Source organism: Antarctobacter sediminis (assembly GCF_019218285.1).
Lineage (GTDB): Bacteria > Pseudomonadota > Alphaproteobacteria > Rhodobacterales > Rhodobacteraceae > Antarctobacter > Antarctobacter sediminis.
On sequence record NZ_JAHUZG010000001.1, the window covers coordinates 1,140,221 to 1,162,054 of the forward strand.

A 21,834-nucleotide genomic window follows, 5' to 3' on the forward strand; every position below is an offset into this window, starting at 1 on the left:
CTCAGCCGCGCCGCCGTGCCAGCCAGGCCGCCACGCGATCCACCAGTTCCTCTTGCAGGCTCTCGTCTTCGACCTCCTGCACCGCTTCGGCGATGAAGGCGATGGTCAACAGGTCCTCGGCGGTGCCACGCGGCACACCCCGCGCCCGCAAGTAAAACAGCCCATCCTCGTCGATCGCACCAGAGGTGGAGCCATGCGAACAGGCCACGTCATCGGCGTAGATTTCCAGCTCGGGCTTGGCAAGGAACTGGCTGTCCTCGTCCAGCAACAGCGACTGGCTGATCTGGTAACCGTCGGTTTTCTGCGCGTCCGGTTTGACAAGGATCTTGCCCTGAAAGACGCCGGTCGCACCGTTGCGCAGCACCTTCTTGAACACCTGCCGGCTTTCGCAATTCACCGCGTCATGGGTCACAAAGACCGTATCGTCGTGATGGAACGCGCCGTCGCCCATGCAGGCCCCGGCCACATGCGCCACCGCATCGTCACCGGTAAATTCGACCACAACCTCGTTGCGGGTCAGAACGCCATTAACAGTGAGCGTGAAGCTCTTGAAAACGCTTTCTTTCTCCAGCCGCGCAAAGATATGCGTCGCCGCGCGGCGTTCGTGGTCGCGGCCCTGAGCACGGATGTGGTGCAGCTTGGCACCCTCGGCGATGTCGATCTCCATGCATTTGTTGAAACGCGCCGCCGCCGGGCCGTTTTCAAGGATCGTCGCCTCCGCGCCCGCGTCCAGCTTGATGACATGATGCAGCATCGCGTCCGAGCTGTCCGAGACATGGCGATAGATCAGGCTGATCGGCTTTGACAGTTTGCCGGTCACATGGATCAGCAGCCCGTCAGTGGCAAAAGCGGTGTTCAGCGCCGCCAGAGGGCGCGCCACCGGCACCTGGCCGCGCGCTTCAAGTTCGCCGTACAAGCCCTTGGCCCAATGAATATCTTTTGCATCGGCCAGCCGGTCGATGGTGACCGCCTCAAGGCTGAGATCATCCGAATCCTCGGCCGAGAACACGCCATCGACAAAGACGATCTTCAGGCGGTCGCGGTCGTTGAACAGCGGCGCTTCGTCATGGGCGAACACGCTGGCCTTTGGGGCCTCTGCAGCGACCAGAGTGTCGGGTCGGGTGTACTTCCAGTATTCGTCGCGCGCGCCCGGCAGGCCCATAGCCCGCACCCGCGCCAGCGCCTCGCGCCGGGCCGTTTCGGCCCAGCCGCCTTCGGGCAACACCAGCGCGTCAATCCGCGCCTCGGTTGCGTCCTGCTTTGCTTGCGGCAGCGCCATTACGCCACCTCCGCAAGGATGTCTGCATAACCGTTCTGTTCGACCTCAAGCGCCAGCTCGGGGCCACCGGTTTTGATGATACGGCCATTGGCCATGATGTGCACAACGTCCGGTTTGATGTGGTCCAGAAGCCGCTGATAGTGCGTGATGACAAGGAAACCCCGGCCCTCGTCGCGCAGCGCGTTCACGCCATCGGCCACCAGTTTCATCGCGTCCACGTCAAGACCCGAGTCGGTCTCGTCCAGGATGCACATCTTGGGTTCCAGCATGGCCATCTGAAGGATTTCGTTGCGCTTTTTCTCACCGCCCGAGAAACCGACGTTGACCGGACGCTTCAGCATCTCGGCGTCGATCTTGAGGTCCTTCGCCTTGGCGCGGATCACCTTGAGGAACTCGGCCGAGGACATTTCCTCTTCGCCGCGCGCCTTGCGCTGCGCGTTCACCGCCGTGCGCAGGAAGGTCATGTTGCCAACACCGGGGATCTCGACCGGGTACTGGAACGCAAGGAACAGGCCCGCCGCGGCGCGCTCTTCCACTTCCATGTCCAGCAGGTCGTCGCCTTCCAGCGTGGCCGACCCGTCGGTCACCTCATAGCCGTCGCGGCCCGAAAGAACGTAGGACAGGGTCGATTTGCCCGACCCGTTCGGCCCCATGATCGCATGGACCTTGCCCGCCTCGACGGTCAGGTCGACACCTTTGAGGATCTGCTTGTCCTCTTCTTCAAGTTTGACGTGCAGGTTTTTGATTTCCAGCATTTTTCTTCCTCTCAAGTCTTTCGCCGCAACGGCGGCTGGCCTTGGCTCAGACGGCCGCCGCAGGGGCGCCCGTGGCCGAGACCGTCAGCATGGTGTTGAAGTCATCTTTTCCGTCGCGGACCGCAGGTTTCTGCGGGGCGAAACTTTTGTACCGGGTCACAGTTCGCCCTCCCAGTAATCGACCTGCGTCTCCCGCTTGCCGATCACCTTCAGGTGGGCATTCCACCAATCCTTGCCGGGCGCGATGGCCATGGCCGAGTATTTGCCGCTGTCGGGATATTCCACGATATCCGGGTCGCCCATGGTGCCGATGCCAAGGTACCGCAGCGCCACGTCACCGGTATTGATCAGCTGATGCGCCTTGTCCGGCCCGCCGCGCGGCGCGGCACAGACATCCCCCGGTTTGACCGGATGCTCCTGCTCGCCAAAGCGATAGGTTCCGGTGCCTTCAAGGATCACGAACAGCTCATCATTGCCCAGATGGTTGTGGAAAGGAAAGGCGCGTTTGCCCGGCTCGACCGTGACATACATCGCGCCCAGACCGGTGGACCCGATGACCTCGCCGATGGGCGCGATGCGCGCGGCGAATTTCTCGCCGTCGCCGCCCGCGAAATCCATCGCCTCGGCCTCGTGAATGTTCACAACCGGTTTCATCGCGTTTCCCTCGGGTCCTACATCCACCAACCGCAGAAACGCGGCATGAACAGGGGCGCAACACACTCGCGGACGTTCTGCGCGGCGGCAATGTCCAGTCCGGGCAGCAAGGGCGGGTCGAACCGCGGACCGGCGGCCAGCGCCGGCTCGTGCCACCCAAGTCCCGCGGACAGCGCCAGCGCAAAAGACACGCCGGTCACCGCCACGACCACCTTGCCTGCCCGCGACAGGCTCACCCCACCGATCCTTCCAGCGAGATCGCCACAAGCTGTTGCGCTTCCATGGCGAATTCCATCGGCAGTGCCTGCAGCACGTCGCGGCAGAAGCCGTTGACCACGAGGGCCACCGCCTCTTCCTCGTCCATGCCACGCTGACGGCAATAGAACAGCTGGTCGTCGTCCACCTTGGACGTGGTCGCCTCGTGTTCCACCCGGCTCGAGTTGTTCTTGACCTCGATGTAGGGCACCGTATGCGCCCCGCATTTGTCACCGATCAGCAACGAGTCACACTGGGTGTAGTTGCGGCTGTTCTTGGCCTTGGGGTGCATGGACACAAGGCCGCGATAAGTGTTCTGCGCCACGCCAGCGCTGATGCCCTTGGACACGATGCGCGAGCGCGTGTTCTTGCCCAGATGCACCATCTTGGTGCCGGTATCGGCCTGCTGGTGATTGTTGGTGATGGCGATGGAATAGAACTCGCCCTGGCTTTCGTCGCCGCGCAGGATGCAGGACGGGTATTTCCACGTCACCGCGCTGCCGGTTTCGACCTGCGTCCACATCACCTTGGACCGGTCGCCACGGCAATCCGCGCGCTTGGTCACAAAGTTGTAGATGCCACCCTTGCCTTCCTCGTTGCCCGGATACCAGTTCTGGACCGTCGAGTATTTCACCTCGGCGTCTTCCTCGATGATGATCTCGACCACGGCGGCATGCAGCTGCGCGGTATCCCGCTGCGGGGCGGTACAGCCTTCCAGATAGCTGACATAGCTGCCCTTGTCGGCGATGATCAGCGTGCGTTCGAACTGGCCGGTGTTTTCGGCGTTGATGCGGAAATAGGTCGACAGCTCCATCGGGCAGCGCACGCCCGGCGGCACGTAGACAAACGACCCGTCGCTGAAAACGGCGCTGTTCAGCGTCGCATAGAAGTTGTCAGACACCGGGACCACCGAACCCAGGTATTTCTTGACCAGCTCGGGATGTTCGCGGATCGCCTCGGAGATCGAGCAAAAGATCACGCCCGCTTTCTTCAGCTCCGCCTGAAAGGTGGTGCCCACCGACACGGAATCGAAAACCGCGTCCACGGCCACCTTGCGCCCCTCGGCGGGCATGTTCTCGGCGCCCTCGACCCCGGCAAGGATCATCTGCTCTTTCAGCGGGATACCCAGCTTTTCATAGGTCGCCAACAGTTTCGGATCGACCTCGTCCAGCGACTTGGGCTTTTCCGTCATGCTCTTGGGGCGGGCGTAGTAATACTGATCCTGGAAATCGATTTCCGGATAGTCGACCATGGCCCAGTCCGGTTCTTTCAACTGCACCCAGCGGTCATAGGCCGCCAGCCGCCAGTCGGTCATCCACTGCGGCTCGTCATTCTTTTCCGAGATCAGCCGAACGATATCCGGCGTCAGCCCCTTGGGGGCATATTCCATCTCGATGTCGGTGTCCCAGCCGTGCTTGTAGGTGCCAACGGATTTGACCGCATCCACGGTCTCCTGGTCGACACCCTCCTTGACCGTCACTTCTTCGAAAGCCGCCATCGGGTTCCCTTCCTCTCACGCGGCCCTGTCGCGGTGCCGCTTGTACTTGCCGATCCATGCCGCGCAGAACCGCGACACGTCGTCTTCGGTTGTATCCAGGCCAAGACTCACCCTGATGGCCGAGCTTGACACGTCTTCTTCGTATCCCATCGCCTCGAGCACACGGCTCCGGCGCACCTTGCCGCTTGAACAGGCCGACCCCGCGCTGACCGCGAAGCCCGCCAGATCCATCTGCATGACCTGCGTTTCGCCCTTCCATCCGGGGGTGGCGAAACAGGTGGTGTTCGGCAGACGCGGCGAATCTTTCCCGACAAAAATAGTCACGTCGGAGGCAGCCTCAAGAGATTCTTCTAGAATGTTTCTAAGTTTTTCCACACGGGCCCATGCGCCTGCCTCAACGTCATGCCGCGCCGCCTCGGCGGCGGCCCCGAATCCAGCGATGCCGATGACATTTTCCGTCCCGGACCGCCGCCCCATTTCCTGCCCGCCGCCGCGCAGGATCGGCTGCGGATCGTCACGGGTGAAATTGATCAACGCACCCACACCCTTGGGCCCACCGATCTTATGCGCGGACAGGATCATATAGGCCGGCTTGCGCCCGCCGGGATAGCGCGGCGCCACCTTGCCGGCCAACTGGGTGATGTCGCAAACCACGGCGCCCCCCTCGGGCGAGGCCACCACCTCACCGCCAAAGGTGATCCCGGTTTCGCTGTTGGCCGCCGACACCGCCAACAGGCGGCCCCGCGCCAGATTGTCCACTGTCTCGGGCACCGGTCCCGCCACAGGATGCGGGCTCGGCAAATCCACCGCGCTCCAGGCGGCGAAGCAATCGTGTTCGGTGGCCAAGGCCGCGAAATCGCCGCCGTGCCGCTCCTTCTGCGCCACGGCCAACGCCGCCGCCTCGGTGGCCGACCCGGTAAAAACAACCTGCGTCGGCAAACAGCCCACCAATGCCGCCACCTGCGCCCGCGCCGCCTCGACCAGCCCCTTGGCCGCCCGACCCTCGGCATGAACCGACGAAGGATTGCCGACCACGTCCATGGCCCGCAACATCGCCTCGCGCGCCTCTGCGCGCAGAGGGGTTGTCGCGTTATGATCCAGATAGACCCGGCTCATTCCTCCGCTCCCGGCTTCTTCTGTCCGAAAATATCCCGGGGGGAATGCGCGCCAGCGCAGGGGGGCAGAGCCCCCCCCCGCATGCCGCCAGACCGGCGATCAGCGTTCATCGTCAACCACGGCAAAGATCGACGGCACCGCCGGGCAAGGCGCCAGCGTGTTCTCGATCACATCCGACAACCGCGCCTGATGCAGAAAGACATAGACATGCGCCGACAGGCTCTGCCACAGGCGGTTGGTCAGCGATTGCGCCCGACTGCCCGACAGCGCGCCCGAGGCCCCGGCCCCCTTGTGCATCGCATCCACCGTCTCGTCGACGGCGGCCAGAACTTCGACCACGCGAATCTCGGTCGCCGGGCGCGCAAGGCGATACCCCCCGCCCGGACCGCGCACCGACTCCACCAGACCGGCCCGGCGCAGCTTCACGAACAGCTGTTCAAGATACGGCAGCGACACATCCTGCCGCCGCGAGATATCCCCCAGCGTCACCAGGTCGCCGTCGGGTTGCAACGCAATATCTGCCAGCGCCACCATTGCATAGCGCCCCTTGGTGCTCAGTTTCACGGCTATCTCGCCCCCACGTGCCGTGGCAATTGACCTTGACCGCCCAATTGCCTATCTGCTTCGCAGCCCGGATCACGCCCGCGCTGGTTTAGAAGCTTTCTAAAGTAGCCGCGTGTTTTGGTCAAGAATATCAGGCAGGCCGTGATTCACCCCGGCCAAAGCCATTGTGAAGGAGCAACTCCGCCCCATGCCCGAGGTCATCTTTCCCGGACCCGAAGGCCGCCTCGAAGGCCGCTACCACCCGCAGAAGGACCGCGATGCGCCGATTGCCATCGTGCTCCATCCGCATCCGCAATTCGGCGGGACCATGAACAACAAGGTGGTCTACAACCTTCATTACGCCTTTTACAACATGGGCTTCACCGTGCTGCGCTTCAACTTCCGCGGCGTCGGACGCAGCCAGGGCGAATATGATCAAGGCGTGGGCGAATTGTCCGACGCCGCCTCGGCGCTGGATTATCTCCAGTCGATGAACCAGAACTCCAAGCATTGCTGGGTGGCCGGGTTCTCTTTCGGGGCATGGATCGGCATGCAGCTGCTGATGCGCCGCCCGGAAATCACCGGCTTTGTCTCGGTCTCGCCCCCGGCGAACATGTATGACTTCAGCTTCCTTGCGCCCTGCCCGTCCTCGGGTCTGATCATCAACGGCAGCAATGACCGCGTGGCTCCGCCCGCGGACACGCGCTCGCTTGTGTCCAAACTGCACGAGCAGAAGGGCATCCAGATCACCCATGAAGAGGTCGATGGTTCCGGCCACTTCTTCGAAGAGCCGCATATGGACACGCTGATCGACTCGGTCACCGGCTACGTCAAGCGGCGCCTGACCGAGAACACTCGCTAAGCAGAGGCCCCCATGTCCGTCGTTGATGATCTGGCCGACAAGCTCGCCCGCGATACGATCAAGGCGATGGACGCCTTGGGGGATGAAAACCTTCCCGAGCAGGTGGCCAAGGTTCTGGGGGCGTCTTCGCCCTCGTCCGAAGAAATCTTTCGCGCCGCCGTCCGCATCCGCCTTGCCGAAAGGCGGGCGCGGAACTTCCTGAACGATCACGTCAAGCGCGCGCTCGAAGCAAGGAAACGCGGTGAAACAGCGCCCAAGGCGCTGGCGCCGGGGTCGGACAACGAAGATCTCTGACTTTCTTTTCCACACAATATCAAGAAATTACCTCACGAAACTGATGTAAGACGTCAGCTTGGGGTAATATCCCAACGGCTGCCCAGGTCGGCAAGGCCCGCGCGGATCAACTCTGCCAGAACATCCAGATCGACCTTGGCAATCGCGCCAAGGTAAAGGCACGACTTGCCCAGACGATGCGGCCCCAACCGCCCGAGGATCTCGGCGAAATCGGCGTATCCCGGCATGATGTAGACAACCATATTGGCCTTGCGCGGAGCAAAACCGGTGGCAAGGCTCTGCCCGGAATGGCCGCTGGCATAGGTATAGGCATAGCGTCCATAGCCCACGATGGACGTCCCCCACAGCACCGGTTCCCATCCCGTCACCTGCCGGAACAACCGATCCAGTTGCACCGCGTCTTCCCGTCGTCGCACCGGGTCCACCGTTTTCAGAAGTTCTGCCACCGGGACATCCGAGGGCACGGTCATGCGATCCGCCAAGGGTCTGCCTCCTGTTTCAGCCGTTCATTCGTATAGGAACACGGATTGGCGCTTTCAGCTTTGTGAAAGTTTTGTGACACTAGACTATAGTTTACATGACCAACCGCCACTCACACCCTTTTCTTATTGCCGCCCTGCTGATTGCAGGGCCCGCCGCCGCGATCGAGGTTTCAGATCACATGACTCCCTGCGCCGTGGCGCAGGCGCTTGGGGCCGAACTGACATTGCTCAGCGGCTATGCCCCGCCCGCCACCTGTCCACGCATCACGCGCAGCCTGCCCGCTGCCGGAACCAACCCGGAGGCGCAGCTTGGCGAATACCTGCCGGACAGCGGCACCATCGCTTTGGCCGCGGATCTGGACCTGACGACCGCATGGGGGCAAAGCGTGCTGTTGCATGAACTGGTTCACTTGGCCCAGCATCGCGACAATGGCCTGCCCGACTGCCGCGCCGCCATGGAGTACGAGGCATATGCCGCGCAGGCCGCCTATCTGCGCCGCAACGGGCACGAACGGGACGCTGTGATGCTGTATGTCTTTGGTGCTTTGGTTTCGACCTGCGGCAACCCTGAACCCTGGATGGACTGACCACGGGCCGGCAGGCTCAGAAATGAATCGCGCGGCCCCATGCGTCCAGAACGCTTTCGTGCATCATCTCGCTGAGGGTCGGATGCGGGAAAACCGTCTGCATCAGGTCCTCTTCGGTGGTTTCCAACTGGCGGCCCACCACGTAGCCCTGGATCAGCTCTGTCACCTCGGCCCCGACCATATGCGCGCCCAACAGGGCACCGGTTTGCGCGTCAAAGATGGTTTTCACCATGCCCTCGGGTTCGCCCAAGGCGATGGCCTTGCCGTTGCCGATGAAGGGAAAACGCCCAACGCGGATATTGTGCCCTGCCGCTATGGCCTCTGCCTCGGTCAGCCCGACGCTGGCGATCTGTGGCTGGCAATAGGTGCAACCGGCGATGCTGTCGGGGTCGACCGCATGCGGCTGACCGCCCGCGATCAATTCGGCCACCATGACACCTTCGTGGCTGGCCTTGTGCGCAAGCCATGGCGCACCGGCAAGATCGCCAATGGCAAAGACGCCGGGAACCCCGGTGCGGCACATCGGGTCCGTCACCACATGGGTCCGCTCGACGCGAACGCCCAGTTCCTCCAATCCCAGATCTTCGACATTTCCAACAATACCCACAGCGGAAACCACCGTATCCACGGATATTTTTGACTTTTCCCCATTTTTATCCACATGCGCCACAACCTCGTCGGCGCCCCGGTCCAACTGCGTGACCATAGCACCTTCGAGGATCGTCATCCCCTGCTTGACGAACTGCTTCCTGGCAAATGCCGCGATCTCGGCATCTTCGACCGGCAGAATACGGTCCATCACCTCGATCACCGTGACATCGGCGCCCAGCGTGTTGTAAAAGCTGGCAAATTCGATACCGATGGCACCAGACCCGATCACCAGCAGCTTTTTCGGCATATGCGGCGGCACCAGCGCGTGCTTGTATGTCCAGACCCGCTTGCCGTCTGCCTCAAGGCCCGGCAGTTCGCGCGCCCGCGCGCCGGTGGCCAGTACGATGTTGGCCGCCTCCAACACCTGTTCGCCCTTGTCGGTCGTGACAAGCACCCGCCCCGGACCATCCAGCCGCGCGCGGCCCATGATCGCCGTGACCTTGTTCTTTTTCAGCAGATGGCCCACGCCCGAATTCAGCTGTTTGGCCACCCCGCGCGACCGTTTGACAACTGCGTCAAGGTCATAGCCCAACCCCTCGGCCCTGAGCCCGAAATCACCCGCGCGCTGCATCAGGTGGAACACCTCGGCGGAACGCAACATCGCCTTGGTCGGGATACAGCCCCAGTTCAGGCAGATGCCGCCCATGTGCTCACGCTCGACCACGGCCACTTTCAGGCCCAGTTGCGCGCCGCGGATCGCCGCCACATACCCACCGGGCCCGGCGCCGATCACCACCATGTCAAAGCGTTGCGCGGTCATGCCGTTCCTCCCTGCACTTGCCTTGCAGGGAGGCTAGCCCGTCGCCGCACCCGGGGCAATCACCCCGCGCAGCCCGCTGTCATGCAGCCAGACGTTGCTGCAATTCCCGCAGCGTCGCACCATAACCGCCGGCATCCAGAAAGCCCTGCTCGGGCTCGGTGGTATTGCGCGCCATCACGGCATTGCGATGCGGGAACCGTCCGAACATGCGGATCACCTCGCGGTGCGCGCGGGCATGCAGCAGGTTGCCTTCGGCCTCGGGCATCCGCTCCTTGATCAGGCGCACACATCGGTCCTGATCGCAGAGATTCTCGGAATGCGACAGCGGCAGGTAAAAGAACTGCCGCGCGGGCACGTCAATCTTCATGTCCCAGCCACGGTGGATCGCCTGTTTGGCCGCGGCCCGGGCGATTTCGTCCGCAGCATAGGCGCGTGCGTCCTCGCGGTACATGTTGCGCGGGAACTGGTCTGCCAGAATGATATAGGCCAACGCACCCGAAGGATAGGTCAGCCACAGACCATAACGGCCCTGCATCAGCCCCTCCAGCGCGGGACCAAAACGCTGTGCGATCTCCGCGTCCAGCGCATCGTCCTTGGCGTACCAGCCCTTGGGGCCCACCTCGTCCAGCCAAAAGGCCAGTATGTCGTCGGGCGTGCTCATCTTGCTCTCCTCTGTCACCCGTTGATCACTCCACCGCGAAATATTATTGCGCGAAGCCTTGCCGGTCCCAAATCACGAATTCTGACAGGTTCTGACAGCAAGTCCTCACTGAGAGGTCTCCTCCCCCTCTTCGTCCTGGTGGTCGATGAAGTATTCCTGCGCCACTTCGACGGCGACCGGGGTCGCCGACGGCATGACCGGGGCATAGGCCCCCGTGTCACTGACAGAGGGCGCAGCCCGCTGCGTCATTCGGTACAGCGCGTAAAGCGCCATCAAGGCAAGCAGCGTGAAGATCAGCATAAAGAAGCCCTGCGGCCCGGCGGCTTCCATCACCCAGCCGATGATCAGCGGACCGGCAATCGCGCCCAGCCCGTTGACAAACAGAAGCCCCGCCGAGGCGCTGGCCATATCTTCGGGTTCAAGAAAGTCGTTCGTATAGGCAATCAGCAAGGAATACAGAGGGTTGGAGCATCCACCGATGACAAAGGCCGCCCCCATCAAAACGGTGAAAGTGCCACCCGACACGGTGGCCAGCGTCGCCGCAGCGGCCCCCGCCGCCGCCACGACCATAATCAGCTTGCGCCGATCCATCCGGTCCGACAGCCAACCCAGCGGATATTGCAGCACCAAAGCGCCGACATAGAAAGAGGCCACAAAGATCGAGATCTGTCCAAGGGTCAGGCCGACCTCGGTGCCATAGACCGCCGCCATGCCGAATTGCGCCGCAAAGACCCCCCCCAGAAGGAACATGCCCACCATGCCCAGCGGAGACACGCCATAGAGCTCACGAAGGGTCATCGGCTTGGAGGACTCGAAGGCCGGTGTCGGTGAAATCGACAGCAAAATAGGCGCAAACGATATGGAAACGAGCACCGAAGGAATGACGAACAAAAGGAACCCGGATACATCGGGCACCACCAGCAGCGCCTGGCTGGCGATGATGCCCAGCATCTGAACGATCATATAGGCCGAAAGCGTCTGGCCGCGCGTTTCGTTGTCAGCGGCATTGTTCAGCCAGCTTTCGGCGGTCACGTAGACGCCGCAAAAACAGAAACCCAGCACCAGCCGCCCCACGGTCCAGGCAATCGGGTCCTGCACCGCCGGGAACAGGATCAGCACCGCCGAGACAAAAGACCCCAGCGCCGCAAAAACCCGCACGTGCCCGACCCGCCGGATCATGCCCGGAACGGTGCGCGACGCCAGCAGGAACCCGGCGAAATACCCCGCCATGACGATCGACATGGTGCCCGCGGAAAACCCCGCCGCCGCACCGCGCACGCCCAGCAAAGAGCCCTGAAGCCCGTTGCCGATCATCAGGAGCAACATGCCGAGCAATAGCGCCCAGGAGTTTTTCAGCACATAGAGCAATGGTCTGTCCTTTCGCGTTTCCAGACTGACGGCAGCGCGCAGCCGCAGGATGGCCGTTGGCGACGCCCTGCACGATTCTGTGTCGCTGTGAAAGCATCCCGGGCGTGGAAAAGCGAATTGCCGCGCGTTTTTTGCCGCGACGCCGGGGATTTCGGCAGCCGGGCATGGGGGCTCTGCCCCCGTCTCGCGCCGGGAGACTCCCCCGGAGTATTTCCGCCAAGAAGAAGCCCGGACCCCGCGTTCAGCGGGCGGGCGGGATCAGCAGGGAGGCGTCGCCATAGGAGAAGAAACGATAGTTTTCGGCGATGGCATGGGCGTAGATCTTGCGGATCCGCTCGGGCCCCATCAGGGCCGAGACCAGCATCATCAGCGTCGATTTGGGCAGGTGAAAATTGGTCATCAGAGCATCGGCCACGTGGAAGGTGAACCCGGGATAGATGAAAATATCGGTCACGCCCCTGAACGGGGCGATGGCACCGCCGCGCGCGGCGGTTTCGATCAGGCGCAGCGCAGTGGTGCCCACCGGGATGACGCGGCCGCCCTCGGCCCGGGTGGCGGCGATTTCTTCTGCGGCCTGTTCCGAAACCTCGCCCCATTCGCCGTGCATTTTGTGGGTGGTCACGTCCTCGACCTTGACGGGCAGGAAGGTTCCCGCGCCCACATGCAGCGTGACATGGGTGAAGGCGACGCCGCGCGCCCGCAGGGCGGCCAGCAGGGCGTCATCGAAATGCAGCGAGGCCGTAGGAGCCGCGACCGCGCCCGAATTCCGCGCCCAGACGGTTTGGTAATCTTCGCGGTCGCGGTCGTCCGCAGGCCGTTTGGCGGCGATATAGGGCGGCAGAGGCATGGCACCCGCAGCGTTGAGCGCGGCGTCGAAATCCGCGCCCTGAAGGTTGAAGCGCAACTGGCCCTGCCCTTCACTGCGCGATTGAAGAGTGGCGCTCAGGCCATTGGAAAAGATGATTTCTTCGCCGTCGCGCACCTTTTTCAGCGGTTTGATCAGCGCCGTCCATGTGCCATCGGCCGCAGGTTCCAGCAGGGTGACTTCGATCCGCGCCTCTGTTTGGCCGGCTTCGGAGGATCGGCGCCGCAGGCCTTGCAACCGGGCCGGGATCACCCGCGTGTCGTTCAGCACCAGGCGGTCGCCCGGGCGCAGCCAGTCCGGCAGGTCGATGACAGTTGCATCGGTGATCAGATCACCTTCGGCCACCAGCAGCCGCGCCGAAGACCGTGGGCGTGCGGGCCGGGTGGCGATCAGACCTTCGGGCAGATCGAAATCGAAATCGCTGAGCTTCATGGGTCAACCCGTTGGAATCACTGTGACAGCTTGGGAGGGGGCCGGCGGAAGATGTCACGGAACATGCCGGGGGTGAAGGCCGAAAGCGGGTTCACCGTCACGCGCGGATTGTCCGGGGCGCCGCGCAGGTTGAAATTGAAACCGATCAGCCCCTCACCGCGACGGGAAAAGATCTGACCGACGCCATTGAGCAGGTAGATCGGCGACAGCACGCCCTGCATGTCCATCCGGCCCCTTTCAAGATCGTAGTAGCCGTCCAGCGAGATCCCCATCGACGGGCCGACCGCGCTGGACCGGCTGACGATCACGCGGGTCGGTGTCAGGCGAAAGCGGGCTTCGACATCGGTAAAGAAGATCCCCGGGCCGTTGAGCTGATCCAGCAGGCCGACGATGCTGACCGCATCCAGCAGCGCGGCGATGGCCGGGGCCTTGCGCAACCGCGTGCCCTGAATTTGCAGGAAACCGTCGTAGCTGCCGGTTTGTCCGCGCACCGGGGCCAGATCCAGCCGGAAGGTGCCGTTGCTGACCGTCCGCAGCAAGCCCGCGCCGCGCAGCACGTCCCCCGCATCTTCGGCGGTGATCAGGAAAGCCGTTCCCGCCGCCTGCGGCACGGCAAAGCCCTGCACATCGGCCCGCCCGCCCAGCTTGGCGTCGAACCTCCCGTCCAGCCCGCGATTGGTGTCGAAATCGCCGCGAAACTCCTCCAGCACGATGCTGTCGGTCAGCCGCAAACTGTCGAGGGACAGCGACAGCGGCGCACCGCCGCCACCCGCCCCGGCGCTGCCGGCGCCGCCCGAACTGGACGTGAAGGGCGCGCTGCGCATGTCGATCCGTCCGCTGGCGATCTCGACCGCGGGCACCGTATCGGCACCGCGCCCGCGCAGTGTGCCGGCGATGTCCATCCAGTCATCCACGACCAGCCGCTCCAGCTCCAGCCGGTCAAACCCGCCGCTCCGGGTCAGCAGAACGCGTCCCTCGGCCTGAAGCCCCGCGCCCTCCAGTTCCAGCCGGTCGATGGTGTGGACCGCGCCAAGGGTGCCGGCAACCTCGAACCGGCCACGGCTGGCGGGGGGCAGATCCCACCCGAGTTGCGGCAGCGACAGGCCAAGCCCGTCAAGATCGCTGGTCACGGAAAACCGCGCCGGAGCGCCGCGCGGCATGTCGATGCGCAGGATCCCCTTGCCACTGCCGCGCACGGTGCCCGGTGGCAGGCCGATCCCCAATGCCGCGATGCTGTCGGGGGTCAGCGTGACCTCGGCATCGACCTCGCCGCCGCTGCCCGTGAAGGGGCGCGCCCAGCGGCCCGTGGCGGGCACCCCGTCGACCAGAACCGCGCCTTCCAGCGCCACGGACTCGTTGGTGATGCTCAGCGCCAGCCGGTCGGCGGTCAGCGGCTTGCCAGGGATCGCGGTGGGCGCATCCACGTCGCGCAATGTTCCTTTGAGATCCAGCGCCACCTTGGCAAAGGTCAGCCCGCGGATCAGCGGCAAGGCGATGCGACCGGTCATCTGCGCCCGCCCGCTGGCCATGTCGACGGTGCGGTCCGCCTTGTCCATCAGCCGCCATGCGTCGTTGTTGAGATAGGCCAGCGCCTCGGTGATACCGCTTTGCGCCGCAAGACGGATTTCTCCGACCGCGGGTCGTTGGCCAAGGTCGGGGATCACAAATTCCGTGCCGCTGAGGTCGATGGGACCGCGCCCGCCGTCGGTGGTGCCGCCGGTCAGCCGCAGGCCCAGCCGCCCGCCGTAAATCGTCAGCCGCCCGGACGCGTCGGTCAGTTCCGGCAGGTTGGGGTTGATCGTGGCCAGCCCCTCCGAAAAGGCGAAATCGATGTAGGTGCTGGGCCGGGTTGCCCCCGGATCGGCACGCAGGGCAAACTGGATGTCGTGCAGGCGTCCGCTCTTGACGTTGTTTTCCACCCAGCGGCGCGGGCCGGGATGCAGATCCGCCGGCCAGAAGCTCATGACCTGTTCAGGCGTGGTTTCAGCAATGCGCGTGTCCAGCGCCAGCCGCCAGCCGTCGCTTTGTGCCGACAGCGTGCCCTTGGCGCGCAGCGGATAATCGGGATCGGTCAGGCGCAATTCGCCCAGCGTGACCTCGAATGGATCCAGCCGCACCTTGAAGGCCGCCTCGGCCCCCGACAGGCTGACCGCGCGTTCCAGCAGCGCCCCCTCGGCCAGTGCAAGATTACTGAGCGAAAACTGACCGGTCAGCCCCTGCGGCCAGCCGGTTTCGATCCCGTTCAGCCGCGCGGTTCCGGCCGCCGTGACCTGCCCCAGAGGCGAGGCAATGCGAATCCGCTGGAACCGCAACAGGCCCTCGGTCGGCGCATAGGTAAAGGCGGTCTCGGCCGAATCGAAAGGCAGCGCGCGGGTGGCCGCAGTGGGTTGCAGCGCGCCCTTGCCGATCTGCAAGGAGGCCTCCAGCGGTTGCAGCCGCCCCTCGTCGTCCACCCCCGAACGCAGCGCCCCCGAGATCGGCGCATCGAGATCCTCAAGCCAGGCCAGCGCCGGGCTTTGCGTGGCGATATCGCGCGAGGCCAGCCCGTGCAGAAGGATGCCGAAATCAATGCTGGGCCGACCGATCGGGCTTTGCGCCTCGACCTCGACGGTGGCGACCCCGTCGCCGCCCGCCAGCAGGGCCACGTCACCGGTCAGCCGCAAGTCGCCGTTTTCGCGTGCAAGACGCATCCGGCCGCCATCGGCGGTCCAGCCGCGCCGGGCGCGCTGATCCTCGTAGCGCAGCGTCAGCGCGTCCGCCTCGAAAACCTTGAGCCCGGCAAGGCGCGGATCGGCCATGATCTCATCGACCGTCGTCATGATCTGGCCGAAATAGGGCATCTCGGCCCCTTCGGAAAAGGCATCGCCAAGCGCCAGACCCAGCCGCCCCTCGCGGTCCCGCCGCAGGGTGACGAAAGCACCGGACACCTGCGCCTCGCGCAGTTCCACCTGCCCGTTCAGCAGCGCGGTGGGTGACAGGCCCGCCTCGATGTCCGACAGTTGCGCCACGGTTTCACCGTTGAGATTGCGGATCTGCACGTCCCAGAGAATGACCCGCGCCAACCCCGAGGATTGCACCAGCAGGCTCATCCGGCCGAAATCGACCCGGATGCCGGGCAAGGCCTGGGCGATGCGGGCCTCGATACGCTCGCGCACCCAGCCGGGGGCATCGACGGGCCGGTCGACCATGGCATAACCTGCCACCCCCAGCGCCGTCAGCAGCGCCGCGACAGCCAGCAAAAGCCGCCGCCCGCGCCGCCGGCGGCGTGGCAGGCTGCGCGCCCCCTTGCGCGCTTTGGCGATTTCGCTGTCATTGCTCACTGGAAGCCCGCCGCCAATGTCTTACTCTCCCTAGCCAGCATCCCATGACTGGCCAATGGCCCGCTCTAGCGCAGTTTAGCGTATCAACACAAAGGAGACACCCATGACCGACACCACAGCCGCCGCCGCACCGGATTTCACCCTGCCTTCGACCGATGGCGAGGTCACGCTTTCGGCATTGAAGGGTGCGCCGGTGGTGCTGTTTTTCTATCCCCGCGACGACACATCGGGCTGCACCAAGGAAAACGAAGCCTTCACCGCGCTGAAACCCGAGTTCGAAACCCTTGGCGTGAAACTCTATGGCGTGTCCAAGGATTCGATGGCCAGTCACGAGAAGTTCATGGCCAAGAAGGCGCTGACGGTGCCGCTGATCTCGGACGAGGGTTCGGACATGTGCGAGGCATACGGCGTCTGGAAGGAAAAGAAGATGTACGGCAAGACCTTTATGGGCATCGAGCGCAGCACCTTCCTGATCGATGCCGATGGCCGGATCGCGCGGGAATGGCGCAAGGTGAAGGTGCCGAGCCATGCCGAAGAGGTGCTGGAGGCCGCGCGGGCGCTGTAGACCCGAGGTCGCGGCGGAGACTTGCGTCATGGGGGCTCTGCCCCCATACCCCCGGAGGTATTTTCACCAAGAAGAAGACAAAGGGGGCGCGGCATGATGAGCCTGTGCGAGATGGCGGTGGATGTTCTGACGACCGCGGATGGCCGGCAGAAGACCGCCAAGTCACGGGCCTATGCGGCGCAATGGTTTGCCGCGCAGGAGGCCGGGACGCCGATCCCGCTGGGGGTTGCGCAGCCCCCCTTGCGGCCCGCGCGGCCCGCGCAGCCGGAGCTGTTGGATCCGCGCGACGTGCCCAAGCGCAAGCCGGGCAGCCCGCAGGGGCGCATCGCCTTGCTGCATGCGGTGGCGCATATCGAACTGAATGCGGTCGACCTGCACTGGGACATCATCCCGCGTTTTGCCGAGACGCCGATGCCGGTGGGTTTCTACGATGACTGGGTCAAGGCGGCGGACGAGGAATCGAAACATTTCAACCTGATCTGCGACTGCCTTGAGGAGCTGGGCAGTTATTACGGTGCCCTGCCCGCCCATGCCGGCATGTGGCGGGCCGCAGAGGATACGGTCGGGGATTTCATGGGCCGGCTGGCGGTGGTGCCCATGGTGCTGGAGGCACGCGGGCTGGATGTGACCCCGGGCATGATCGAGATCTTTCGAAAGGCCGGTGCCGACAGCGCGGTAGCCGCCCTGGAGGTGATCTATTCCGAGGAGGTCAGCCATGTGGCCTATGGGTCCAAGTGGTTCCATTTCCTCTGTGGCCGACATGACACTGATCCGAAACTTGTGTTTCACAAGCTGGTGAGGCGCTACTTCAAGGGGGCGCTGAAACCGCCGTTCAACGAGGAGAAGCGCGCCGAGGCCGGACTGCCGCCGGACTTCTACTGGCCATTGGCCGAGGAGACCCCGCAGCGAAGCCGTTGAATCGGCGGATTTTTGCCATTTCGGCTTTTCCCCGCCGGTGCGACCGAATCGCATCGCCAAAATTCTTGCGGTTCCGTGAATTGCTGGGGTAAGCCCGTGTGCAGGGTGCCGGCATGTGGGGACAGCGTGCACCTTGTACAGGGACGGGACGAGGGGACAGTCAGGTGAGATCACGTCTGACGATCAGACTTCATGCGCTTGTCGAGCGTTTTTTTCCCGAGCGGCGGTTGTTTCTGCGCTCGGACAACGACACCCGGTTCATCCGGCTGAGGTCCGAAACGCAGGCGGTGGCCGTGATCGGCATCACCGCGCTTGTGGGTTGGACCACCGTTGCGACCTCGATCCTGCTGATGGACTCGATCGGTGCAGGCAATTTCCGTGAACAGGCCCGCCGCGACCAGTTGACCTATCAGCAGCGTCTGAACGCCCTGTCGGCGGAACGTGACGCCCGCGCCGCAGAGGCCGTGGCCGCGCAGGACCGTTTTTCCGCCGCGCTGAAACAGATTTCGGTCATGCAGACCGAACTGCTGAGTTCGGAGGCGCGCCGCCGCGAACTGGAAACCGGCATCGACGTCATCCAGGGAACGCTGCGCGAAGTGATGAAGGCCCGCGAGGCCGCCACCGCGCGCCTGACCGAACTGGAATCCCAGCTCAAGGGCGAAGTGGCGCTGGCCCGTGCCAGCGGTGACGACGCCACCGTCAAGCTGCTGAACGAGGCGCTGACCCGTGTCGCCACCGAGCGTGACCAGGTCATCGCGGATGCACAGGCCGCGCTGATCCGTGCCGCCGAGATGCAGGCCGAGATCGAGATCCTCGAAGACAAGAACGACCGCATCTTTCGCCAGCTTGAAGAGGCAATGACCGTCTCGGTCATGCCGCTGGACAAGATGTTCGAAAAGGCCGGCATGAACCCCGACCGCATCCTTGACGAGGTGCGCAAAGGCTATTCCGGACAGGGCGGTCCGCTGACCCCGCTGAGCTTTTCAACCAAGGGCGAAGGGCCGGAAACGCCGGACACCATGCGCGCCAACCGCATCCTGAACCAGATGGACCGGTTGAACCTGTACCGGATCGCCGCGCAGAAGGCGCCGTTTGCTTCGCCGCTGAAGGATGCCTTCCGCTTTACCTCGGGCTTTGGCTATCGCTGGGGCCGGTTGCATGCGGGCACGGATTTCGCCGCGCCGCATGGCACCCCGATCTATTCCACCGCCGATGGCGTGGTCATTCACGCCGGCTGGCAATCCGGTTACGGCAAGCTGGTCAAGATCCAGCATGAGTTCGGCATCGAAACCCGCTATGCCCATATGTCCAAAATCCGCGTGAAGGTCGGCCAAAGGGTCTCGCGCGGGCAGCGGATCGGTGATATGGGGAACACCGGACGCTCGACCGGGACGCATCTCCACTATGAAGTCCGAGTCGGCGGCGAACCCGTCAATCCGATGATCTATATCAAGGCTGCGAAAGATGTTTTCTAAGAGCAAGATCAATGAGCCCGGCCACAAGGCCGACGATACGTCGAAACCGGCCATGCCCGAGCCTTCGAAACCTGCCGCAGGTGACTACAAGCCCGCAGCCACGCCCAAGGCCAAGCCCCCGGCGTCTGTCCTGTCGGCCGATCTGCACGTGACCGGCAACATCAAGACCACCGGCGACATTCAGGTCGAAGGCACGGTCGAAGGTGACATCCGCGCGCATCTTCTGACCATCGGCGAAAGCGCCACCATAAAGGGCGAAGTGGTCGCCGATGACGTGGTGGTGAATGGCCGGATCGTGGGCCGCGTGCGTGGCCTGAAGGTCCGCCTGACCGCGACCGCCCGCGTTGAGGGTGACATCATCCACAAGACCATCGCGATCGAATCCGGCGCCCATTTCGAGGGGTCGGTGCAGCGTCAGGACGATCCGCTGAACGGCGGCAAGCGTCCGGCCCAGCCCGCGCCGCAGGCCCCCGCAGCGGCCCCGGCTGGCAACGGCTGATCGCCAAGCGTCCTCGCCCCCCAATAGAAAAGGCCCCGCATAGTGCGGGGCCTTTTGCATTTTGCAGGTCGGGCCATGGCACATCGCGCGCGCCCGGCCCCGGCGACCTCAGCCGCCCTTTTTCTGCTGCTGGGTCTGAACCTGCTGGGTCTGCTGGCTCTGATACTGCTGTTGGGTCTGTTCTCGGTGACGATACTGGTTCCCCGCGGCCACGTCCGGACTGACCGGTCCGACCACCGTGCCATCGTCCAGCACGAAATAGCCATCGACGATGCTGCCGCCTACCACGTCACCGTATTTGTCAAAGGTGACGGGCACATAGACAGTGTCCGTTTCGGTTTGTGCGCAGGCAGCGGCAAGCGACACCAGGGCCACGGCGGCCAGGGCTTGGATACGCATGAGTCTTTCCCTCGTTCTTGGACTCCTTGCAGGAGTTTGCACCGCGGCTCACAGGCGCACAAGAAAACAATTCCATGTATGGAATATGTACCTTTGCCCGTAGCCCCCCGGCCAGACCGGCCCCGGGACGGGAAAGGACGAGACGGGGATGCACCGGACCGAAATGGCTCGCATTACAGGGCACAGTTTGCTTTTGTCCGGGCAGGAGGTGATGTCATGTTCCGATTTGTCCTGCTTGCATGGGCAGCACTTGTCTTGCCCGCCGCATCCCATGCCGCGCAACTGGCGCTGGTCGACGATGCCGAATTCGGCTGTCTCATCACTCTGGATGGAGAGATCGCGGACGGCGATACAGAGCGGCTTCTTGAGTTGATCCGGCGCGCTTCGACCGAGTCGCGTTTCGCCGATACGATCTGGTACACCGACTATCCCGACGCGCCGCCGGACATCGACTTCAAGACGCCGCTGAACCTTTGCCTGAACAGCCCCGGCGGTTCGCTGGCCGCGGCTGTCTCGCTGACCGAGGCGGTGCATGGCCGGCTGGGGACGATGATCCGGCCCGGCGCGCGCTGTGAAAGCGCCTGCGCACTTGTCTTTATGGCCGGGGCCTACAACACCGCCAGCGACATCGGCATCATTCCCAGCCGCCATCTGCACGTGGACGGGCGATTGGGCTTTCACGCGCCCAGCTTGACGGTGCCGCAGGGCAATTACGACGCCGAAACCGTGGCCCGCGCCTATCAGATCTCCGTTGCGGCGACCTCACTGATCTTTCGCAACCTCGTGAAATTCCGCTTTGCGCCCTCGCTGGCCGCCAAGATGCACGACACCCCGCCCCAAGAGATGTTCTACATCACCACCGTGCGCGAGGCCGCGCGCTGGGGCATCTCGGTGCTTGGGATCGACGCGCCCAGCCCGCTGTCGGATGCGGCGATCCGCACTGCCTGTGCCAATCTTTACCTCTCGACCACGGACCGGCTCAGCAGCAACCCCGACGACTGGTACAGCGGTGGTGACACCGGCGTGCCCGTGACCCGGCGCAACGACGGCACCTTTTCCTTTGGCGGCTTCGGCATGGAGGCGCTTGGCTTTTGCGAAGGGCGTTTCATAGATCCCGCGGATGAGTTCAGCTTTGCCCGGCAGGTCTGGGGTCCGGCGCGCGCGGTGCAGGAAACGGTCTGGGCCGGCGGTGCCTTTCCCGAGGCGGAACCGCCGCTGTTCTACGCCTTCATGCAGCATTTCATGGCCTATCCGCCCGAAATGCCGCTGGCTGCCCTGCCCCGCAGCGGCCAGACCCGAACCCTGACGCGCCAAGGTACCTGTTTCATCTACAACAGCGACGATGTGCTGACCGATCGCGATCCCTGCACCCAAGAGGCGACCGTCGGCCGTGATGCCGCGCTGACAGCGGTGCATATCTGGCCCTCCGGCGCCCGGACCGTGGTGCAGACCGCCGGGCTTGAAACCACGATCAACGGCAAACCGGCCTTCAACTGGTATTGGCCCGATCCGCGCCCGGACGGGGCCGCGAACGACTGTCCGCGCAGCGAAGCCTCGCGCAATATCTTCTGTTTTCACCCAGATTAAGGCCCGCCC

At 63.9% G+C, this 21,834-nt stretch carries 22 protein-coding genes; 8 read left to right on the forward strand and 14 right to left on the reverse strand.

Going from position 1 to position 21,834, the window contains the following annotated elements; all coding sequences use genetic code 11:
• Position 1: 1 nt before the first annotated feature.
• From sufD to iscR, 7 genes are all read right to left on the reverse strand, one after another.
• Positions 2-1,279, reverse strand: a complete 1,278-nt coding sequence (gene sufD / locus KJP30_RS05495) for a Fe-S cluster assembly protein SufD (protein ID WP_218447978.1) — start codon at positions 1,277-1,279, stop codon at positions 2-4.
• Positions 1,279-2,034 carry a Fe-S cluster assembly ATPase SufC gene (sufC, locus tag KJP30_RS05500; RefSeq protein ID WP_218447979.1) on the reverse strand — a complete coding sequence of 252 codons (756 nt, stop codon included), beginning with the start codon at positions 2,032-2,034 and terminating at the stop codon, positions 1,279-1,281. Before sufC ends, sufD begins: the two co-directional genes overlap by 1 nt.
• Positions 2,035-2,190: 156 nt before the next feature.
• Entirely contained in the window at positions 2,191-2,688 is a 498-nt protein-coding gene (locus KJP30_RS05505; RefSeq protein ID WP_218447980.1) for a cupin domain-containing protein, read from the reverse strand.
• A gap of 17 nt (positions 2,689-2,705) precedes the next feature.
• On the reverse strand, positions 2,706-2,924 hold the full coding sequence (locus tag KJP30_RS05510) for a hypothetical protein (RefSeq protein WP_218447981.1): 219 nt from the start codon (positions 2,922-2,924) through the stop codon (positions 2,706-2,708).
• Positions 2,921-4,441, reverse strand: coding sequence for a Fe-S cluster assembly protein SufB (sufB, locus tag KJP30_RS05515; RefSeq protein ID WP_218447982.1), 1,521 nt, complete (start codon positions 4,439-4,441; stop codon positions 2,921-2,923). Before sufB ends, KJP30_RS05510 begins: the two co-directional genes overlap by 4 nt.
• A gap of 15 nt (positions 4,442-4,456) precedes the next feature.
• Positions 4,457-5,557: a cysteine desulfurase family protein gene (locus KJP30_RS05520; RefSeq protein WP_218447983.1), complete on the reverse strand. Its 1,101-nt coding sequence runs from the start codon at positions 5,555-5,557 to the stop codon at positions 4,457-4,459.
• Positions 5,558-5,656: 99 nt separating this feature from the next.
• Positions 5,657-6,121: a Fe-S cluster assembly transcriptional regulator IscR gene (gene iscR / locus KJP30_RS05525; protein ID WP_218447984.1), complete on the reverse strand. Its 465-nt coding sequence runs from the start codon at positions 6,119-6,121 to the stop codon at positions 5,657-5,659.
• Between the two features lie 187 nt (positions 6,122-6,308).
• Here iscR and KJP30_RS05530 point away from each other — a divergent pair, with 187 nt between their 5' ends.
• Positions 6,309-6,962, forward strand: coding sequence for an alpha/beta hydrolase (locus KJP30_RS05530; protein ID WP_218447985.1), 654 nt, complete (start codon positions 6,309-6,311; stop codon positions 6,960-6,962).
• A 12-nt stretch (positions 6,963-6,974) separates the two neighbouring features.
• Positions 6,975-7,256, forward strand: coding sequence for a hypothetical protein (locus KJP30_RS05535; protein WP_218447986.1), 282 nt, complete (start codon positions 6,975-6,977; stop codon positions 7,254-7,256).
• 53 nt (positions 7,257-7,309) lie between these two features.
• Here the strand turns inward: KJP30_RS05535 and KJP30_RS05540 are convergent, their stop codons facing one another.
• Positions 7,310-7,738: a DUF1801 domain-containing protein gene (locus tag KJP30_RS05540; RefSeq protein ID WP_246594356.1), complete on the reverse strand. Its 429-nt coding sequence runs from the start codon at positions 7,736-7,738 to the stop codon at positions 7,310-7,312.
• A gap of 95 nt (positions 7,739-7,833) precedes the next feature.
• Between KJP30_RS05540 and KJP30_RS05545 the strand changes: the two genes are divergently transcribed.
• Entirely contained in the window at positions 7,834-8,325 is a 492-nt protein-coding gene (locus tag KJP30_RS05545) for a DUF6647 family protein (RefSeq protein WP_218447987.1), read from the forward strand.
• Between the two features lie 16 nt (positions 8,326-8,341).
• On the opposite strand, the gene lpdA is transcribed toward KJP30_RS05545, so the two are convergent.
• The 5 genes from lpdA to KJP30_RS05570 all read right to left on the reverse strand — a co-directional run bounded on the left by lpdA (position 8,342) and on the right by KJP30_RS05570 (position 16,382).
• Positions 8,342-9,736: a dihydrolipoyl dehydrogenase gene (gene lpdA, locus KJP30_RS05550; protein ID WP_218447988.1), complete on the reverse strand. Its 1,395-nt coding sequence runs from the start codon at positions 9,734-9,736 to the stop codon at positions 8,342-8,344.
• Positions 9,737-9,815: 79 nt separating this feature from the next.
• Positions 9,816-10,397 (reverse strand): DUF924 family protein, encoded by a 582-nt coding sequence (locus KJP30_RS05555; RefSeq protein ID WP_218447989.1) that lies wholly within the window; start codon positions 10,395-10,397, stop codon positions 9,816-9,818.
• A gap of 105 nt (positions 10,398-10,502) precedes the next feature.
• Positions 10,503-11,765 carry an MFS transporter gene (locus KJP30_RS05560; protein ID WP_218447990.1) on the reverse strand — a complete coding sequence of 421 codons (1,263 nt, stop codon included), beginning with the start codon at positions 11,763-11,765 and terminating at the stop codon, positions 10,503-10,505.
• A gap of 241 nt (positions 11,766-12,006) precedes the next feature.
• Positions 12,007-13,062: a tRNA preQ1(34) S-adenosylmethionine ribosyltransferase-isomerase QueA gene (gene queA / locus KJP30_RS05565; RefSeq protein WP_218447991.1), complete on the reverse strand. Its 1,056-nt coding sequence runs from the start codon at positions 13,060-13,062 to the stop codon at positions 12,007-12,009.
• Between the two features lie 17 nt (positions 13,063-13,079).
• Positions 13,080-16,382, reverse strand: a complete 3,303-nt coding sequence (locus tag KJP30_RS05570) for a YhdP family protein (RefSeq protein ID WP_343222742.1) — start codon at positions 16,380-16,382, stop codon at positions 13,080-13,082.
• Between the two features lie 103 nt (positions 16,383-16,485).
• Between KJP30_RS05570 and KJP30_RS05575 the strand changes: the two genes are divergently transcribed.
• The 4 genes from KJP30_RS05575 (at position 16,486) to KJP30_RS05590 (ending at position 19,839) form a co-directional block, all read left to right on the forward strand.
• Entirely contained in the window at positions 16,486-16,947 is a 462-nt protein-coding gene (locus tag KJP30_RS05575; RefSeq protein WP_218447992.1) for a peroxiredoxin, read from the forward strand.
• A 93-nt stretch (positions 16,948-17,040) separates the two neighbouring features.
• Entirely contained in the window at positions 17,041-17,865 is an 825-nt protein-coding gene (locus KJP30_RS05580) for a ferritin-like domain-containing protein (protein WP_218447993.1), read from the forward strand.
• A 164-nt stretch (positions 17,866-18,029) separates the two neighbouring features.
• Positions 18,030-19,340, forward strand: a complete 1,311-nt coding sequence (locus KJP30_RS05585; protein ID WP_218447994.1) for a DUF5930 domain-containing protein — start codon at positions 18,030-18,032, stop codon at positions 19,338-19,340.
• Positions 19,330-19,839: a bactofilin family protein gene (locus KJP30_RS05590; protein WP_218447995.1), complete on the forward strand. Its 510-nt coding sequence runs from the start codon at positions 19,330-19,332 to the stop codon at positions 19,837-19,839. The genes KJP30_RS05585 and KJP30_RS05590 overlap by 11 nt, the downstream gene beginning before the upstream one ends.
• A 108-nt stretch (positions 19,840-19,947) precedes the next feature.
• Here the strand turns inward: KJP30_RS05590 and KJP30_RS05595 are convergent, their stop codons facing one another.
• The gene (locus tag KJP30_RS05595; RefSeq protein WP_218447996.1) at positions 19,948-20,238 is read right to left on the reverse strand and encodes a hypothetical protein; all 291 of its coding nucleotides are present in this window, start codon (positions 20,236-20,238) and stop codon (positions 19,948-19,950) included.
• 216 nt (positions 20,239-20,454) lie between these two features.
• Between KJP30_RS05595 and KJP30_RS05600 the strand changes: the two genes are divergently transcribed.
• Complete coding sequence (locus tag KJP30_RS05600; protein WP_218447997.1) at positions 20,455-21,825, forward strand: COG3904 family protein; 1,371 nt, start codon at positions 20,455-20,457, stop codon at positions 21,823-21,825.
• Positions 21,826-21,834: the final 9 nt, after the last annotated feature.

What these genes read in the sequence shown, in the direction of transcription:
- sufD (WP_218447978.1), bottom strand. Translation starts at nt 1,279, where the DNA reads ATGGCGCTGCCGCAAGCAAAGCAGGACGCAACCGAGGCGCGGATTGAC.
- sufC (WP_218447979.1), bottom strand. Translation starts at nt 2,034, where the DNA reads ATGCTGGAAATCAAAAACCTGCACGTCAAACTTGAAGAAGAGGACAAG.
- KJP30_RS05505 (WP_218447980.1), bottom strand. Translation starts at nt 2,688, where the DNA reads ATGAAACCGGTTGTGAACATTCACGAGGCCGAGGCGATGGATTTCGCG.
- sufB (WP_218447982.1), bottom strand. Translation starts at nt 4,441, where the DNA reads ATGGCGGCTTTCGAAGAAGTGACGGTCAAGGAGGGTGTCGACCAGGAG.
- KJP30_RS05520 (WP_218447983.1), bottom strand. Translation starts at nt 5,557, where the DNA reads ATGAGCCGGGTCTATCTGGATCATAACGCGACAACCCCTCTGCGCGCA.
- KJP30_RS05530 (WP_218447985.1), top strand. Translation starts at nt 6,309, where the DNA reads ATGCCCGAGGTCATCTTTCCCGGACCCGAAGGCCGCCTCGAAGGCCGC.
- KJP30_RS05535 (WP_218447986.1), top strand. Translation starts at nt 6,975, where the DNA reads ATGTCCGTCGTTGATGATCTGGCCGACAAGCTCGCCCGCGATACGATC.
- KJP30_RS05545 (WP_218447987.1), top strand. Translation starts at nt 7,834, where the DNA reads ATGACCAACCGCCACTCACACCCTTTTCTTATTGCCGCCCTGCTGATT.
- lpdA (WP_218447988.1), bottom strand. Translation starts at nt 9,736, where the DNA reads ATGACCGCGCAACGCTTTGACATGGTGGTGATCGGCGCCGGGCCCGGT.
- KJP30_RS05555 (WP_218447989.1), bottom strand. Translation starts at nt 10,397, where the DNA reads ATGAGCACGCCCGACGACATACTGGCCTTTTGGCTGGACGAGGTGGGC.
- queA (WP_218447991.1), bottom strand. Translation starts at nt 13,062, where the DNA reads ATGAAGCTCAGCGATTTCGATTTCGATCTGCCCGAAGGTCTGATCGCC.
- KJP30_RS05575 (WP_218447992.1), top strand. Translation starts at nt 16,486, where the DNA reads ATGACCGACACCACAGCCGCCGCCGCACCGGATTTCACCCTGCCTTCG.
- KJP30_RS05580 (WP_218447993.1), top strand. Translation starts at nt 17,041, where the DNA reads ATGATGAGCCTGTGCGAGATGGCGGTGGATGTTCTGACGACCGCGGAT.
- KJP30_RS05590 (WP_218447995.1), top strand. Translation starts at nt 19,330, where the DNA reads ATGTTTTCTAAGAGCAAGATCAATGAGCCCGGCCACAAGGCCGACGAT.
- KJP30_RS05595 (WP_218447996.1), bottom strand. Translation starts at nt 20,238, where the DNA reads ATGCGTATCCAAGCCCTGGCCGCCGTGGCCCTGGTGTCGCTTGCCGCT.
- KJP30_RS05600 (WP_218447997.1), top strand. Translation starts at nt 20,455, where the DNA reads ATGTTCCGATTTGTCCTGCTTGCATGGGCAGCACTTGTCTTGCCCGCC.